This window comes from Collimonas fungivorans (assembly GCF_028292705.1).
GTDB lineage: Bacteria > Pseudomonadota > Gammaproteobacteria > Burkholderiales > Burkholderiaceae_D > Collimonas > Collimonas fungivorans_B.
Genome location: NZ_JAQGLV010000226.1, coordinates 1 through 16,012, shown reverse-complemented (window position 1 = coordinate 16,012; position 16,012 = coordinate 1). Strand labels below are relative to the sequence as shown.

Here is a 16,012-nt window from a genome sequence, read left to right as displayed (position 1 = left end):
TTCAATCCCGACTTGGTGCGCGCATCTTCCGGCAGCATCACGCGCTTCAGAACGCCACCCTCGGACAACAAGACATAGGTTGCGTGCACTTCCTTGACGCTGGTTCCCGGCAGCAGCTCCTTGCCCTGCCGCACTGCCTGCGCCGGCTTGCCGTCGGCGCTCAGGATCGCCACGCTCTCGCCGTCTTTTTTCGCAGCGACCACGCCCAGCAGCTGGTAGTTGCTGGCAACCGTCACCGTGCCGCGGCCGCCGAACAAGCCTGCCGCCAGGGAAACATCGATCTGCGCCTGCTCTGCCTGAGGCGGCGCCGTCACCGCACGCAGCGGCGGCTTGACCAGTTGCATCACCCAGTATGCAGTGCAAGCGCACAGCAGCATGAATAGCAGCAAGCTGAGGAATTCCGGCAGGCGTTTGCTTTGGCGGCCGAGTTTTTTGGTTATTTGCAGTTTCACGCTTTTCCTAATTTTGTCCTAACGCACCAACTGGTTGATTTCAATAATCGGCATCAGCACCGCCAGCACGATCAACAGCACCACCACCCCCATCGCCAGGATCAGGGCCGGTTCCAGCAAGCCGGCGATGGTCATGGCGCGCCGCTCCAGGTCCTGTTCCTGGGCGCTGGCGGCGCGCTCCAGCATGGCGGGCAGTTCGCCGGTCACCTCGCCGGCCCGTATCATGTGGATCAGCATCGGCGGAAAATGCTTGTGCGCGGCCAGCGCGCGCGCCAGGCCCACACCCTCGCGCACGCTGGTGGCGGCGGTATCGACCTGCTGCCGCATGGCGACGTTGGACAGCGTATCGCGGCTGGTTTGCAGCGCTTTCAGGATCGGCACGCCGGAGCCGGTGGTAATCGCCAGCGTGCTGGCAAACCGCGCGGTATTCAGGCTGCGCTCGAATTTTCCATACAGCGGCGCATTCAGCAGCCAGGTGTGCCAGCGCATCTTGGTCGCCGGGTTTTTCAGCGCCATGCGCCAGCTGTAGAACAGCGCGATCACCACGATCAGGACTATCCAGCCATAATTGCGGACAAAGTCCGAGGTGGCCAGCATCATCACAGTCAGCATCGGCAGTTTCTGCTTGGTGTTGGCGAACACCGAAACAATCTGCGGCACCACGTAGGTCAGCAGGAAAATCACGATCACGAAGGCCACCACGGTCACGATCGCCGGATAAGTAAACGCCAGTTTCACCTTCTGCACCAGCGAATTGCGGCGCTCGATATAATCGGCCAGCCGCGACAGCACACGCGACAACTGGCCGATCTGCTCGCCCGAAGCAACCAGCGCCCGGTAGATTTCGGCGAAGTCGCGCGGATGGCCGGCCAGCGCCGAAGACAAGGAAGCGCCGCCCATGACCTCGGACCGGATCGATGCAATCAGGTCGCGCTGGTAACTGCGCTCGGCCTGCTCCAGCAGCGCCGTCAGGGCCTGCTCCAACGGCAGGCTGGCTTCCAGCAGGCTGGCCAGCTGGCGCGTAAACAGGGCGATCTCCACCGTCGACAGATGCTCGCCGAAGCCGCGCCGTTTCAGGTTGCCGGCAGCATCCACCTGCTGCGCGATGGCTTCTACCGTCAACGGCAGCAAACCCTGGGCGCGCAGATCGGCGCGCGCCATCTTGGCGCTGTCCGCATTCACCACACCCTTGGTGGTGCTGCCGGCGGTATCTACCGCTTCGTAACGAAATGCTGGCACTCTGTTCCTCTGCTCTTCGCTGGTTTTTCAGTCATTCTTTGGTGACCCGCAGCAGCTCGGCCTGGGTCGTGATGCCTTCGGTCAGCCAGCGTTCGCCATCCTGGCGCATGGTGCGCATGCCATTGCGCTGCGCCACCTGCTGGATCTCGGCTTCCGACGCCCGGTTATGGATCTGCGCGGTAATTTCATCGGTAGTCAGCAACAACTCGTAGACGCCGACCCGGCCGTGATAGCCGGTATGGCCGCATTGCTCGCAGCCGACCGCGTGCCACAGCTGGCCGTCGTGGCGGCGGCAATGGGTGCACAGTTTGCGCACCAGGCGCTGCGCCACCACTCCCAGCAGGGAAGACGACAGCAGGAAGGGTTCGATCCCCATGTCCAGCAAACGCGTCACCGCGGCGGCGGAATCGTTGGTGTGCAAGGTGGCCAGCACCAGATGGCCGGTCAGCGAGGCCTGCACCGCGATCTGCGCGGTTTCCAGGTCGCGGATTTCACCGATCATGATGACATCCGGATCCTGCCGCAAGATCGCCCGCAAGGCTTTGGCGAACGTCATGTCGATACGCGCATTGACCTGGGTCTGGCCGACGCCGGCCAGTTCGTACTCGATCGGGTCTTCCACCGTCAGGATATTGGTGCTACTGGTATTCAGGCGCGACAATGCGGCGTACAGCGTGGTGGTCTTGCCCGAACCGGTCGGCCCGGTGACCAGCACGATGCCGTGCGGCTGCGCGATCAGACGGTCGAACTGCGGCAGGACCGCCGGACTCATGCCAAGGTGCTGCAGGTCAAGCCGGCCGGCTTCCTTGTCCAGCAGACGCAGCACGGCGCGCTCGCCATGGCCGGTCGGCAAGGTCGAAACCCGGACGTCCACCGGCTTGCCGCCGACGCGCAAGGTAATGCGTCCGTCTTGCGGCAGGCGTTTTTCAGCGATGTCGAGCTGCGCCATGATTTTGATACGGGAAATCAAGGAGGCATGGACGGCTTTCTTCGGCCGCACCACATCGCGCAGGCTGCCGTCGATGCGGAAACGCACTACCGAAATCTGCTCGAACGGTTCGATGTGGATATCGGAAGCGCCTTCGCGCAGCGCTTGCGTCAGCAGCACGTTGATCATGCGGATCACCGGCGCGTCGTCAGACGATTCCAGCAGGTCCTCGATGGCCGGCATGTCTTGCATCAGCTTGGCGAGATCGAGATCGGATTCGAATTCGTCGACCACCTGGGCGGCATCGCCGCCGGCTCCGGCGTAGGCCCTGGCGATCGCCTCGTCCAGCTCTTCGCGCGACAGCGTGCGGAATCTGACGCGGCCGAAACGGCGGCTGGCTTCAGCAATCGCGCTAGGCTTGGTTGCCTCGGAAATCCATAACTCGACCGCGTTGTCGGCGCCGTTGGCATCCTCGGTACGCTGCGCCAGCAATGAAAAATCGCGGGCAAAAGCGTAGGGCAGCAGGCGCGTATCGGTCATCCTGGGATCGCTCATGGCGTTCTGTCATTCAAGAAGCCTGGGGCAGGCGTGGCTGCGGGTTTCGGCGGCTGCAGCGCAGGCTGCTCGGGAACAGGCTGATGTCCGTCCGGCGCATCCTGCTGCTTGCGCAGGTCAATGAACGGGCCGCCGTCTTCCAGCTTGGATGTCACCGACGAGCCGAAATCGGTCAGGACGCTCTTGTCCGGCTGCACCTTGATCTGCTGCTTGCGCATGTAATCGTAGCGATCCACGGCCAGCATATTGCTGGTGTTTTTGTCGCGCACGATGATCGGGCGCAGGAATATCATCAGGTTGGTTTTTTCGCGGGAACCGGACTGGTATTTGAAGAGATTGCCGATAAACGGCAAATCGCCCAGCAGCGGGACTTTCTGCACGCCGTTCTGGTTGTTGTCGCCGATCAGACCGCCCAATGCGATGATTTCGCCATCGTCGATCACCACATTGGTGTCCAGCGTACGCTTGTTGGTGGTCGGTCCGTTCGTATCCTTGGCGGTGCCGTTCACGACTGCCGATACTTCTTGCGAAATTTCCAGGCGCACGGTGCCGCCCTCTGAAATATGCGGCTTGATCTTCAGCGCAGTGCCGACGTCCTTGCGGTCGATGGTGGTAAACGGGCTGCTGGTGCCGGCGCCGGTGGTCAGCGTCGAGCCGGTGACAAACGGCACGTTCTGCCCCACCACGATCTTGGCTTCTTCATTGTCCAGCGTCAGCAGGTTAGGCATGGACAGGACATTGCTTCCCGAGGTTGCATTCAAGGCGCTGGCCAATGCCCCCAGGCCGATTTTCCCTGCGATCTGGCGGAATATGCCGAGCTGCAAACCGCTGCCGACAGACGGTGGAGTAACGGTGGTGCCGGTGTTCACGGTCTGGCCGATCGCCGTATTGAACAGGTTGCTGCCAACCAGTCCCGTATTGGTGCCGGTGAAGCCGGTGCCGCCGCCGATCCGGTAATTGCTGTTCGAATCGCCGCTCAGCGCCAGCCACTGCACGCCGATCTCGCTGGCGGCGGTATCCGTGACTTCGACGATCAAGGCTTCCACATAGACCTGGGCACGACGGGTATCGAGCTGGTCGATCACGCCGCGGATATTGCGGTAGACCGGTTCGCTGGCGGTGATGATCAGGGTGTTGGTAGAGTCGTCCGCCTGGATAAAGCCGGCGGCGCCGCTACCGCTGCTGCCGGAAGACTGGGACGAGCTATCGGAAGATGGTGACGACGGCGTCGACGGCGAAGTGGAATTATTATTCGATCCCAGCGCGCTGCTGCTGTTGGAACCCTGCAGCATGCCGCCGGAGCCGCTGCTGGAGCTCTTGCTGGACTGACTGACATTCGACATCGACGTATCCTGCGACACAATCGCACGCAAGGTCTTGGCCAGCTTGACGGCGTCGGCGTTTTTCAGATACACCACATGCACGTTGCCGGCGTTGGCGGTCGGCTGGTCGAGCTTGGCGATCAGCGACTTGGCAAGGTTGGCGCGTCCGGCGGACGGCGCCCGGACGATCACTGAATTGGTCCTGGAATCAGCCATGATCATGGTGCGTGCGCTATCGCTGGCGCCCGGCGCGGCAGAGCCCGAATCGAGCAGCTTGCTCGCCATCACGGCGATATCGCTGGCCACCGCGTAGCGCACTGGAATCACGTCCAGGTCGTTGACCGCCGGCACATCGAGGGCGGCGATCATTTTCCCCAGGCGCTGCAGGTTTTCCGCGTAATCAGTCACCACCAGCGTGTTGTTGCCCGGATTGGCGTTGATCGTATTGTTGGGTGAAATCAGCGGCCGCAGTACCGGCAGGATATTGGTGGCCGATTCATAGTTCAGCGAAAAAATCTGGGTGGCGATCTGGTCGCCGCGGACGCTGGCCGGCCTGGTCGGCGACACTTGCAGCTTGGCGTCGGCTTCCGGCACCACTTTCACGAAACCGTCGCCGCGCACCACGGCATAGCCTTGCAGGCGCAGGGTCGAGGCCAGCAGGTCGAAAGCCTGGGTTTTGCTCAACGGTTTTTCCGACACCAGGTTGATGCTGCCCTTGACGCGCGGATCGACGATGAACGTGGTGTTGGTGTACTGGCCGACAGCCTTGATCACCGACTCGATGTCGGCGCCGACGAAATTCATCACAGCCTGGCCGCTGACGCCTTCGGCGGTAGTGCCGGCGGTTCCCAGCACCGGCTGGGCCGAGGAGGTGCCGGCAGCAGTGGCGCAAATGAGCAAGGAAGTGAGCAGGCCGATGGCGGCGGCGCTGCGCCGATTGCTGGTACTTGAAAGTGGTGCGAAATACATTTTATCTTTCATGATTTGAACTCTAGTCCGATAACATTTCTGCCATTCACCTGGCGCCGCTGCCCCAATAAACTGAGTAAGGTCGCCAACTTTTCCTCTTGTCCTGCCGCAGCTTCCGCGCTACCCGAAAACTGAAAATGCCCGTCTTGCAGTTTGCCGCTGCCGTTCAACAGCATCGCCCCGCCCAAGGTCGACAGCGTCAATCCCGCCTGCCGCCCCTGCCAGTCAAAGCGTAGGCGATAACTGCCGAGCGGCTTGACCGGCGACAAACGCGACGCCATCGCCAGCAAATCCAGCGTCATCACGCCGTTGACATCCACCCCGCCGCTGGTGTTGCGCGCCACGGTCAGCGGCTGCCAACCCAGCTGCATCTTGCCCGACGGCTGCAAGGTATTCAAGGGCGCGCCCAGCGCCGCCAGCCGCTCGGCCGGCAAAACCATGCTGGCCGGGCTGATGTTCCATGCGCTCCAGCTGCCGCGGATGCTGACCGCAGTCGACAGCACTTGTGCATTTTCCAATGTCGCCTCGACCCGCCCCAGCAATACCAGCGGCGACAAATGCCAGGCGAAGCGCCCCGGCAACAAGGCCGTCACGGCATCCCTGCCGCTAGGCGCAGCGCCGATAAAGGCCGAACCATGCCACAAGGAGCCTTGCGCATCGCCCAGCGTCAGCCTGCCTCCGGTGCGGCTTTCCAGCAGCGGCGCCAGCCATGCCGCCGGTAAAAAAATCGACACCGTGACCAGTGCGCTCAGCAGCGCCACCGCTGCCCACATCAATATTCTGCCCAAGCCGCGCATCAAATTCCCTGGAACCGGAATGACGGCGCCGGCCGCATGCCGCCATTACTCATGCTTTTGCTGCCACAAGGTGACCGTGGCGTTGACGATGCCCGGCTGCGCATTCGCTCCGGTGGCCGCGCTGATATTGGCGTCCACCACTTGCCAATGCGCATTTTTTTGCGCATCGTCGAGCCAGTCGAGCAGGCCGGCGAACGCCACCGCCGATAACTGCACCTTGGCCATGTCGCCGCTCAGCGCCACGCTCTGCGGATTCAAACCCTTGCTTTTCAATGCGACCTCAACTGCTTCCTTGCTAAGCGGCGCAGCCGGCCGCTCGGCCGCCTGGCCGGACAAGGACAGCGCCTTGGCCGTCAGCGACTGTAGTTCGGCGGCTTGCTGGCGCAGCGCCGGCAAATCTTTCTGCAGACGGGCGCGCCCGCTCAGCGCCGGGTCCAGCAGGAGCAGGTAAATCACGGCGACCAGGATCAGCGCCCCGGCGCCGGCCAGCAGCCGGCGTTCGCGCTGGTTTCTTTGCGCCCAGTACTGGTTTGCAGGGATGCTGATTTTTTCCCAGGCTTGCTGCAGCGGATTACTTGTCGACATTACTTGCGGCTCCCGATCTGCCATACGCCGGTAGCCGGCTTGCTCAGTGTTAATTGGTTGCTTTCCAGCGCACCCTTGACCTGCGCTTCCGCCGCATCCGCATCGGCTGCATTTTTCAAGCGCACCAGCAGGTGATGGTCGCGATACTCGACGCTGCTGATCGCCGCGATGTCCGCGCTTTGCGGCGAACCGGCCCAGACTGCGCCGAATATCGACGCCATGGCAAGAAAATCATCGGCTGCAAGCTGGCCGCCATCGCGCTGCGCGGTGGCGATCTTTTGCCTGGTCTGGGCGATCGGATCGACGATCACGGTTTCTTTCGGATAGGCCGCGCGGTAGCTCTGCATCATGCCGGTGCGCAGGCCGGCGGCTTCGCGCCGCATGCGCAGCCAGTCGTAATTCAGGCTGACGATATTCACCAGCAGCACAGCTGCCGCCAATCCCAGCGGCCAGCGCCAGCGGCGCCAGCTGAACTCGGTGCCGGCCGCGCTGGCGGTCAGGCCGCTCATCAAATCGATACCGCTGCGTGCCAGCTCTTGGACGCCTGTTATCCAGTGCGACCAGTCGTCGGGCTGCACCGTGATATGCGACTGATCGAATTCCTGGTACTGCGCCAGGCTCGATTGCGGTACATACAAGGTAACGGGATGCTGCGGCGAGATCGCCATCATGCTTTCCAGCACATCCTGCGCCACCGATTGTCCCGACGCCGGCGACATGGACCAGCCCAGGCCTTGTTCTGCCGACATGCGCAGAGCGACGTCGATATCGCCGCCGTGGTCGGTAACGGCGGCGACCGCCGTATCCGGATCGTGCAAGGGCAGGCACAGCTGCGCCGGCCACGCTTGCAGGTTATGCGCGCCCAGCGCCAGCAAGGTCTTGACCAGCAGTTCCAGCCAGTCCCTTTGCACCACGGCGATCAGGCGCAAATTATCTGCGGCGCGGCCGGCAACGCTGCTGCGCTTGCGGCCGGCGACGATCACACAATCAAAGGGATCAACCAGCAGTTGTTCTTCCACCAGGTTCGGCAGCGCCATTTTCAGCTTGGCGTCGGATAGCGGAGGCACCTGCAGTTGCAGCAGGTTGACGTCGGCCGCGGCCAGCAGCAGCACGACGCGGGTGGCGCCGGCGATCACCTCAGCCAGGCCGGACAGCTGCTCGGCGCCCTGGCGTTCGATGCGGCCGCTGTCGGCCGCCAGCGCATAGCGGCAATCGGGCATGGCTACCGCCGCCGCGCTATCGAGCGTAGCCCTGGCGGGCAAGCGGATATATAAGGTACTCAAAACGCATCTTCCATTTATTGTTCTCTAATCCACACTATGTTGCTGCCGGCTCGGTTATTGGTCGGACGCTGTATCAAGGATACGGTATTGAGACCCGCCCGCCCCATTCGAATCTTGCCGTACACCAAAAAAAAGTTGCTGGCGACCGCTATATTGGCGTTCGGCGAAAAGGTTTTCCCGAACAAGTTTGACATTTGCGTCGACAAATTCGTCGTATCGAGAAACGGCGCGGTGCGGCGGGCAGCTACCAGCGTATTCGCCTCCGATAGCGACAAATCGGCGAAACGGGCCGCCAGCACCTCCGCCGGCGCGGTATTCGCATTGATCGGCATGATGGCGCCAGCCAGAGGCAGCACCACGACAAAGTCTTGCAATTGCTTCACCATGGCTGGGGTATAACCCGGCACCGACAGCAGGTCGTCCACCTGCAGCAAAGGCAAGGCGCTGCTGTCCGACTTGGCGGCGGTCTGCTGCCCTGCAGGATTGGTGATCGGCTGGCTTTTGGCGATGGCTTGCGCAGTGGCGGTAGCCAGCGTAGTCGGCAGGTGCAGGTAGCCCAGCAGGCGCTTGTACACCGCCACCTCGTCGGCGACCGGATTGCCGTTCTGGCTCAGGTTGTTCAGGTTGTAACGCGACTGTGCATCGATGATGCTGCCGGAGAGGATGGCGTCGCCCGCATCGCCGGCCGGCTGGCCGTCTTCCACGTATTGATCGAGACGGGTGTCGGCCAGGGGCGCGGCCCACGGCTGGCCCAGATGGTCGTAGTTGAACTGGCGGCCGCTGGCGCGCAAGATCATGCTGGCCCAGTCCAGGGCGCCGCGCATGATCCAGTCTTTTTGCAGCTGCAGGCGCTGGTTCTCGATCGAGCGCACCTGCACCTGCTGCTGCCAGAACAGGCTGGCGACGATGGTCACCGCCAGCGTCGTCAGCAGCAAGGCTGTCACCACCGCGACGCCGCGCTGTGCGTACGACATCGGCGGCGTCCTGCTCATGACGCCCCCAGCAGGAAGGTCTTGGCCATGGTGCTGTTGTCGTGGCCGCGCAGCTGCAAGGCGACTTGCAGGCCAGTCCAGCGGTTGGCGTTGAGGTTGGTGCTGTCCTGGCTGCCGGTGGCGGCGGCAGCAGCAGACGGACGCCAGCCCTGGCCGTCGCTGCCCCACAATTGCATCTGCATGTCGGCGATATCGGACTGCAGCAGCACGGCCTGGCTGCTGTCGCCGGCATCGTTGAGAGCGCTCTGCCACATGGTGTCGAGCAGGTTCAGGTCACGCGTAGGCGCCGATTCCTGGCGTGTCAGCCGGCCGTCGCGCAAACGGTAGTCGATGACCTGGACGCGGGTCGGCTGCTGGTCGGCAAACACCAGTCGCACCATCAGCAAGCGCCCCGGCTGCGCCAGCAAGGTCGGCCGCGCCGACATCAGGCTGATCGGCGCGATCTGGGCGCAATCGCTTTGCAGCTGGGCAAACGTCAGCTGCATGCCGCGCGTCTGTTCCATTTCGGTGGTCAGCGCAACCCGCGACCGCACGATGCCGTCCAGCCCGCGCCAGCCGAGTATCGCCACCATCGCCAGTATGGTGATGGCAATAATCATTTCGACCAGGGTGAAACCGGACGAGCCGCTTCTGCTGCGAACTTTGCTGCTAACGCGCATTCGGCACCACCTGCGACAGATTGATGATGCGCCGGTCTGAACTGCCGTTGGCGAACACAGCTACCTCGACCCGGCGGAAATACGGGTTCGGCGTGCCGGATACCTTTTCTTCGCAATGCAGCGGCAAGTCGCCTTGCGGACAATCGAAGGAACGGTTGCCGATGGAAGGCCATTCATGGCCAAGACGGATCTGGGTCAGCCGGTTTTCCGCCGACCAGTTCGCCATCATGGCGGCGCGCAAGCCGCTGCTGTTCTGCGTCAGGCTGCCGACCGCACGCAGGCTGGCACCCAGCGAAGTGCCGACGATGACCAGCGCCACCAGCACTTCCAGCAAGGTAAAACCTGCATCATGGCGATGGGAGAGCGGCTTCGGTGTAAACATTTATTCGACCGCAAAATGACCGACGCCGTCGGCGCGGATGACAACGCTGCTGTCGCCGCTGGCCATGGTCAGCGCAAACGGCTTGTCGACCGGCTCGCGGCCGAAGATGATGCGCAGCGTATCCGGCGCGGACGCTTCGGTCGGCGCCGGACTCATGGAAAGCTGCATGGGTGTGCGCTTGAAATCGCGCTGGCGCAGCATGTCGTCCTGGGTCAGCGTCTGCCAGCCGTTTTCTTCGCGCACCAGGAAACGGTAGCTGTTGGCGTCGGCTTCGAAAGCGGTGGGACGGTTGCGCAAGATGGCTTCTTCGCGCGTCAACTGCAGCAGCAAGGCGATCCGTTGGGCATCGTTCTGCATGACCTGGCGGTCGCTGCGGAAAGCGTTAAGCGAGACCGCACCCAGCGTGATGCCGGCAATCACCACCACCACCAGCAGCTCCAGCAGGGTAAAACCTTTGCGCGTGCCGGCGTTGATCTGGCGCAAATTGCGATGCGCCATCACGAACATTACAGATCCCACGAGCCGATGTCGGCGTCATTACCTTCGCCGCCCGGCTGGCCGTCGGCGCCGTAGGAGAATATGTCCACTTCGCCCTTGATGCCGGGCGACAGGTATTGGTAAGGGGTGCCCCAAGGATCTTTAGGCAGCTTGTCGATGTAGCCGCCGCTCTTCCAGCCGTTGGCGGCGGGACCGTTGGTGGGCTTGGCGACCAGCGCCTGCAAGCCTTGTTCGGTGGTCGGGTAGCGCTGGTTGTCCAGCTTGTACAGCTTGAGCGCCTGCATCAAGGTGCCGATGTCCTGGCGTGCCGCCTGGATCCGCGCATCGTCGGTGCGGCCCATCAGCTTAGGCACTACCAATGCTGCCAGGATCCCCATGATCACCACCACCACCATGATTTCAATCAGCGTGAATCCGCGCTGCATGAGCGTAGGGCGACGTCGAACGGCAGGGAACATTGTGCTATGCATTTCTTTCCTTATCAAAAAAGCCATGGACATGTTTGGAAAGGGCGATTATATGCCGCAATCGTTGCAAATAAGCATGAGAGATACACTTAATTCTACCCAGTGTATCTATCCAGGTTTTGTCACTGATTTGACACAAAGAAATGATACTACTTCAAACATGCGCGACGACATTGCATCGCCGCGCTCAATCCGCAAAAATATCAGGCGGACTCTTCGCGCGGGTTGCGCGACAGCAGCAGCTCCATCACCGACTGCAGCGAATCGCCGTCGAATAAAACGCCGGCCACCGCATTGCTGATCGGCATGTCAACTCCGGACTCCTGCGCCAGCGCGCGCACCGCGGCGGCGCAACGCACGCCCTCGGCGACATGGCCGAGCTCGGTGACGATGGTAGCCAGCGGCTTGCCTTGCGCCAGGCCCAGGCCGACCCGGCGGTTGCGCGACAGGTCGCCGGTGCAGGTCAGGATCAGGTCGCCGACCCCGGACAAGCCCATGAAGGTTTCGCTGCGGCCGCCGAGCGCAATGCCGAGCCGAGTGATTTCCGCCAGGCCGCGGGTGATCAGGGCGGCCCGCGCATTCAGGCCGAGCCCGAGGCCGTCGGCCACGCCGGTGGCGATCGCCAGGATATTCTTCACCGCGCCGCCGACTTCGACGCCGACCAGGTCGTCGGTTGAATAGACGCGGATATTGCCGCCGTGGACCGCCGCCACCACCTGTTCGCACAGTCCCGCATGGACGCTGGCGACCGACAAGGCGCATGGCAGGCCGCGCGCGACTTCCTGCGCAAAAGACGGACCCGACAGCGCCGCGGCCGGAATCGCGTCGCCCAGCACCTGCCGCACGATCTGGTGCGGCAGCAGGCGTGTGTTTTCTTCAAAACCCTTGCACAGCCAGACGATATTCGGGATAGGGAAAGCTTGCAGTTGCTGCGCCAGTTCGCGCAGACCGGCGACGGACGAAGCGACGATCAGCAATGCTTCGCTCTGCGTCGCTTGCGCGGCTGTAGTCACATGCGCAAGCGCTTCGGAAAAATCGGCGCTGAGGGCCAGTGTGTCCGGCAAGGAAAAACCGGGCAGGTAAACGGTATTTTCGCGTTGTGCGGCAGCTGCCGCCATGGTGTCCGGATTGCGCCCCCACAGCAGCACATTGTGGCGCTGCGCCAATGCGATCGCCAGCGCGGTGCCCCAGGCGCCAGCGCCAAGTACGGTGATGTTCATGGATGGGATGGTGGGTTCAGAAGACACGGGCGGCCATCAAACGTGTAGAACAAGAATAGGCGAGGCAAAGGTCAATCGCCCCAGACCTCGGTCGCCTTGACATATCCGGCCTGGCCGTCGCGATGGCGCACCTTGGCCCAGCCGGACGCCACCGGATCAACCAGTTCCAGCAGCACGCCCTTGTCGGCGGTAAACACGACAGCCGCGGCATCGTCGGGATTGGCCCGGACCTTGGCGTTGGCGATACTGACCTGCAGGTTGCGCTTGGCGACCAGCCCCTTGGACTGCAGCCACGACAAATCGCCGCTGGCGTCGCGCACCTTGGTCCACTCGCCGTAGGTCAGCACTACTTCGACCGGCATGCCGCGCGGCGCAACCGCTACCCGCCGGCCTTTTTCGGATGGCGCATCGTACAGCACCACCGGCGCCGCACCGACCGCCTTGAAATCGAGCGCATGGGCAGAACCGGCAACACCAAGCAAGCTAGCCGACAACAAAGCGGTGGAACCAGCTATGCGTGCAAAATTCATCTATTGCTCTCCAGTTGCGGTAAAACTTCCAGAGCGGGCAACGGTATCCCTGCCTGGCGCCGTCGGTCTGGCGCCAGGCGAGGCAAAACTGCGCGCTCCACCCTGCTTACTATGCAAATACAGTGCGAAATCAGTTGATCGCCGAAGTGCCGTCAACCGCGATGCTGTCGCCGCTGCCTTTTTGCTGCTGTTCGGCCAGCGCTTGCAGGCGTTGTTGATAGAACACTTCGAAATTGATTTCGGCCAGGTGAATAGGCGGGAAACCGGCGCGCGTGATGGCGTCCGCCAGGTTGGCGCGCAGATAAGGGTAGACGATGTTCGGGCAGCCGATGCCGAGCAGCGGGTCCAGCTGTTCGGTCGGGATGTTGCGCAGCTCGAAAATACCGGCTTGCTTGCCTTCGACCAGGAACGCTACCTTGTCTTTCACCTTGGCGGTGACGGTCACCGTGACAGTCGACTCGAAAATGCCTTCGGCCAGCGCTTCAGCGCCGACATCCACCGCTACTTCGATTTGCGGAGCTTCCTGTTCGAGGAAAATGGCCGGCGAATTCGGTTGTTCAAGCGACAAATCTTTCAGGTAAACGCGTTGAATCTGGAACACCGGTTGTTGTTCAGCTTGTTGGTTCTCTTCAGCCATGACACTCTTTCAGTTAACATTTAAATTAGCCAGGCAGCAGACAGGCTGCCTGGCGGGTTTTTGGCGCGATCAGCGGCACAATCTGCAACAATACCTGAATCGCGGGGCCAATTGACGAAATTAGTTGCCCGAATTAATTACCGAAAATTCAGGCGCTCTGCAGCAAGGGCTCCAGCTTGCCATCGCGATCCAGCGCATGCAAGTCGTCAAAGCCGCCGACATGGGTCGCGCCGATATAAATCTGCGGCACGGTGCGGCGGCCGGTCTTTTGCATCATCGTGTCGCGCTGTGCCGGATCGAGGTCGATCCGGATCTTTTCGATATCTTCCACGCCTTTCGCCTTCAGCAATTGTTCGGCGCGGATGCAATATGGGCACACAGCGGTGCTATACATTACTACATGAGCAGTCATGGTTGTTCCTTGTGCTAGCTGAGCCGGATCCCGGGGATCCCAGCCGTGTTATTTGACGGTAGGCAGGCCCTGGGTCTGCCAGGCGGCGATGCCGCCTTCCAGGTTATAGGCCTGGGCAAAACCCGCCTGCCCCAGCTGGGCGACAGCCTTGGTAGCCTGGTTGCCAGTCTGGCATACCACCAACACGTTCTTTGCTTTAAACTTCTCCAGTTCAACCATGCGCTGCGGCAAGTCTTTCAAGGGGATATTCTTGGCGTCGATCAGGTGGGCTGCGGCGAAAGCATCGCCGTCGCGCACATCCAGCACCAGTGTCTTGCCTTGGTTAATCAGCTGGGTAGCCTGTAAAGTCGACACCCGGTTACCGCGTTTTTGCAACAAGGGCAGCAGCAGTGCGCCACCCGACAAAATTGCTACTGCGAACAGAAAAATGTTATCAATCAAGAATTTCACGTTGATCCAATGGTATTAGTTAATCCCGCCATTATAAAATAGAAGCTGAAGCGCCATTCAATTCGTATCGGGTCCCGCGAAAAAACCTTTGCGCTTTGCCTGACGACAGGTAAATGCGGAGCCTTCGGCTGAATTCCAATGGCAAGCAACAGATTTCTTACTTTTAGTTGACAAACTCACCACTATGTACAAAATCGTATTGATGCGCCACGGCGAATCCACCTGGAACCTGGCTAACCGCTTCACCGGCTGGGTCGACGTCGACCTCACCGAAAAAGGCGTGGCTGAAGCCAGGCAGGCCGGCCAGTTGCTGAAAGAAGCCGGTTTCACTTTCGACCTGGCCTACACCTCGGTACTGAAACGCGCGATCCGCACCCTGTGGGGCACGCTCGACGAGATGGACCTGATGTGGCTGCCGGTCAGGCATCACTGGCGCCTGAACGAACGCCACTATGGCGCCCTGCAAGGCTTGAACAAGGCGGAAACCGCGGCCAAATACGGCGACGAACAGGTCATGGTGTGGCGCCGCAGCTATGACACGCCGCCGATGCCGCTGGAACCAGGCGATCCGCGCACCTCCTACGACGATCCGCGCTACGCCGGCCTGAAACGCGAGGAAATCCCGCTGACCGAATGCCTGAAAGACACGGTAGCGCGCGTCCTGCCGTTCTGGAATGATGAAATCGCACCGTCCGTCCGCAGCGGCAAGCGCATCATCATTTCAGCCCATGGCAACAGCCTGCGCGCCCTGATCAAGATGCTGGACGGCATCAGCGACCAGGACATCGTCGGCCTCAACATCCCCAACGGCCAGCCGCTGGTATACGAACTGGACGCCGACCTGAAACCGATCAAGAGCTATTACCTTGGCGACCAGGCGGCGATAGCAGCGGCGATGAACGCCGTCGCCAGCCAGGGGAAAGCGAAATAAATATCTCGCTGGACAAGCTCTTCGGCAGCAGTAACCCCCGTCGCGCCATTGGCCGCCCACCAGCGCGGCTATTGGCGCTGCTGCTGGCGGCGGCGCTGGCGGCAACACTGCCCCTAGGCGCCGGCGCCGCTGTCAAAATCACCGAGCGCAGCAAGCAAAAGCAGGCGGCGGAAGCGCAGCGCGCTGACCTGCGGCAAAAACTGGACAACCTCAAGCGCGACATCAGCCAGACCGAAACCGAAAAAGACAACGCCAGCGACGCCCTGGCCGATTCCGAAGCGGCGGTTTCCAAGGCCACCCGTTCCTTGCGCGATCTCGGCGCCGAACAAAAGCAGACCGAAGCCAAGCTGGCCAAGCTGGCGAAACAGCATGACGAACTGAGCAAGACCGTGGCCCTGCAGCAGGGCCAGCTGGCCAACCTGCTGCGCCAGCAATACGTCGCCGGCAATGAAGACCGCATCAAGCTGCTGCTGTCGGGCGACAACCCGAACCGTATCAATCGCGACCTGCAATACATGGGCTACGTCTCGCAGGCGCAAGCGCGGCTGCTGGAAGCGCTGCGCGCCAACCTGGCCGCGGTGGAAGCCAACCAGACCGAAGCGCAGGACGCCAAGGACGACCTGGACGAAATCGCCCAGGAACAGCGCGATCAAAAGAACCTGCTGGAAAAGGAAAAAGCCAAGCGCACCGCCCTGCTGACCCAG

Annotated in this window: 19 protein-coding genes; 2 read left to right on the top strand and 17 right to left on the bottom strand. The window is 61.8% G+C overall.

What is annotated here, in order from left to right:
* From JWQ61_RS12970 to JWQ61_RS12890, 17 genes are all read right to left on the bottom strand, one after another.
* Positions 1-452: type II secretion system protein N (locus JWQ61_RS12970; protein WP_304360888.1), on the bottom strand; the 452-nt coding region annotated here is incomplete at its 3' end.
* Between the two features lie 18 nt (positions 453-470).
* Complete coding sequence (gene gspF / locus JWQ61_RS12965) at positions 471-1,691, bottom strand: type II secretion system inner membrane protein GspF (RefSeq protein WP_061541816.1); 1,221 nt, start codon at positions 1,689-1,691, stop codon at positions 471-473.
* Positions 1,692-1,722: 31 nt separating this feature from the next.
* Complete coding sequence (gspE, locus tag JWQ61_RS12960) at positions 1,723-3,174, bottom strand: type II secretion system ATPase GspE (RefSeq protein WP_014008023.1); 1,452 nt, start codon at positions 3,172-3,174, stop codon at positions 1,723-1,725.
* The gene (gspD, locus tag JWQ61_RS12955) at positions 3,171-5,477 is read right to left on the bottom strand and encodes a type II secretion system secretin GspD (RefSeq protein WP_304360887.1); all 2,307 of its coding nucleotides are present in this window, start codon (positions 5,475-5,477) and stop codon (positions 3,171-3,173) included. Before gspD ends, gspE begins: the two co-directional genes overlap by 4 nt.
* Complete coding sequence (locus JWQ61_RS12950; RefSeq protein ID WP_304360886.1) at positions 5,474-6,262, bottom strand: type II secretion system protein N; 789 nt, start codon at positions 6,260-6,262, stop codon at positions 5,474-5,476. The genes gspD and JWQ61_RS12950 overlap by 4 nt, the downstream gene beginning before the upstream one ends.
* A 45-nt stretch (positions 6,263-6,307) precedes the next feature.
* Positions 6,308-6,847: a type II secretion system protein M gene (locus JWQ61_RS12945; protein WP_304360885.1), complete on the bottom strand. Its 540-nt coding sequence runs from the start codon at positions 6,845-6,847 to the stop codon at positions 6,308-6,310.
* Positions 6,847-8,130, bottom strand: coding sequence for a type II secretion system protein GspL (gspL, locus tag JWQ61_RS12940; protein WP_304360884.1), 1,284 nt, complete (start codon positions 8,128-8,130; stop codon positions 6,847-6,849). The genes JWQ61_RS12945 and gspL overlap by 1 nt, the downstream gene beginning before the upstream one ends.
* 14 nt (positions 8,131-8,144) lie before the next feature.
* Positions 8,145-9,122, bottom strand: coding sequence for a type II secretion system minor pseudopilin GspK (gspK, locus tag JWQ61_RS12935; protein WP_304360883.1), 978 nt, complete (start codon positions 9,120-9,122; stop codon positions 8,145-8,147).
* The gene (locus JWQ61_RS12930) at positions 9,119-9,781 is read right to left on the bottom strand and encodes a type II secretion system protein J (protein WP_304360882.1); all 663 of its coding nucleotides are present in this window, start codon (positions 9,779-9,781) and stop codon (positions 9,119-9,121) included. Before JWQ61_RS12930 ends, gspK begins: the two co-directional genes overlap by 4 nt.
* Positions 9,771-10,163, bottom strand: coding sequence for a type II secretion system minor pseudopilin GspI (gspI, locus tag JWQ61_RS12925; RefSeq protein WP_120234205.1), 393 nt, complete (start codon positions 10,161-10,163; stop codon positions 9,771-9,773). The genes JWQ61_RS12930 and gspI overlap by 11 nt, the downstream gene beginning before the upstream one ends.
* Positions 10,164-10,661: a GspH/FimT family protein gene (locus tag JWQ61_RS12920; RefSeq protein ID WP_304360889.1), complete on the bottom strand. Its 498-nt coding sequence runs from the start codon at positions 10,659-10,661 to the stop codon at positions 10,164-10,166. It lies immediately after the preceding gene.
* A gap of 8 nt (positions 10,662-10,669) precedes the next feature.
* Positions 10,670-11,131, bottom strand: a complete 462-nt coding sequence (gene gspG, locus JWQ61_RS12915; RefSeq protein WP_183081630.1) for a type II secretion system major pseudopilin GspG — start codon at positions 11,129-11,131, stop codon at positions 10,670-10,672.
* A 200-nt stretch (positions 11,132-11,331) separates the two neighbouring features.
* On the bottom strand, positions 11,332-12,348 hold the full coding sequence (locus tag JWQ61_RS12910) for an NAD(P)H-dependent glycerol-3-phosphate dehydrogenase (RefSeq protein WP_304360881.1): 1,017 nt from the start codon (positions 12,346-12,348) through the stop codon (positions 11,332-11,334).
* Positions 12,349-12,419: 71 nt separating this feature from the next.
* Complete coding sequence (locus tag JWQ61_RS12905; RefSeq protein ID WP_304360880.1) at positions 12,420-12,878, bottom strand: SH3 domain-containing protein; 459 nt, start codon at positions 12,876-12,878, stop codon at positions 12,420-12,422.
* Positions 12,879-13,008: 130 nt separating this feature from the next.
* On the bottom strand, positions 13,009-13,515 hold the full coding sequence (gene secB / locus JWQ61_RS12900) for a protein-export chaperone SecB (protein ID WP_014008035.1): 507 nt from the start codon (positions 13,513-13,515) through the stop codon (positions 13,009-13,011).
* A 148-nt stretch (positions 13,516-13,663) separates the two neighbouring features.
* On the bottom strand, positions 13,664-13,927 hold the full coding sequence (gene grxC / locus JWQ61_RS12895) for a glutaredoxin 3 (RefSeq protein WP_014008036.1): 264 nt from the start codon (positions 13,925-13,927) through the stop codon (positions 13,664-13,666).
* A 48-nt stretch (positions 13,928-13,975) separates the two neighbouring features.
* Positions 13,976-14,377, bottom strand: coding sequence for a rhodanese-like domain-containing protein (locus tag JWQ61_RS12890; protein WP_304360879.1), 402 nt, complete (start codon positions 14,375-14,377; stop codon positions 13,976-13,978).
* Between the two features lie 184 nt (positions 14,378-14,561).
* Here JWQ61_RS12890 and gpmA point away from each other — a divergent pair, with 184 nt between their 5' ends.
* Both gpmA and JWQ61_RS12880 read left to right on the top strand, forming a co-directional pair.
* Complete coding sequence (gpmA, locus tag JWQ61_RS12885; RefSeq protein WP_304360878.1) at positions 14,562-15,308, top strand: 2,3-diphosphoglycerate-dependent phosphoglycerate mutase; 747 nt, start codon at positions 14,562-14,564, stop codon at positions 15,306-15,308.
* Positions 15,309-15,385: 77 nt separating this feature from the next.
* Positions 15,386-16,012 (top strand): murein hydrolase activator EnvC (locus JWQ61_RS12880; RefSeq protein ID WP_369684897.1); only part of this gene is annotated, 627 nt, incomplete at its 3' end.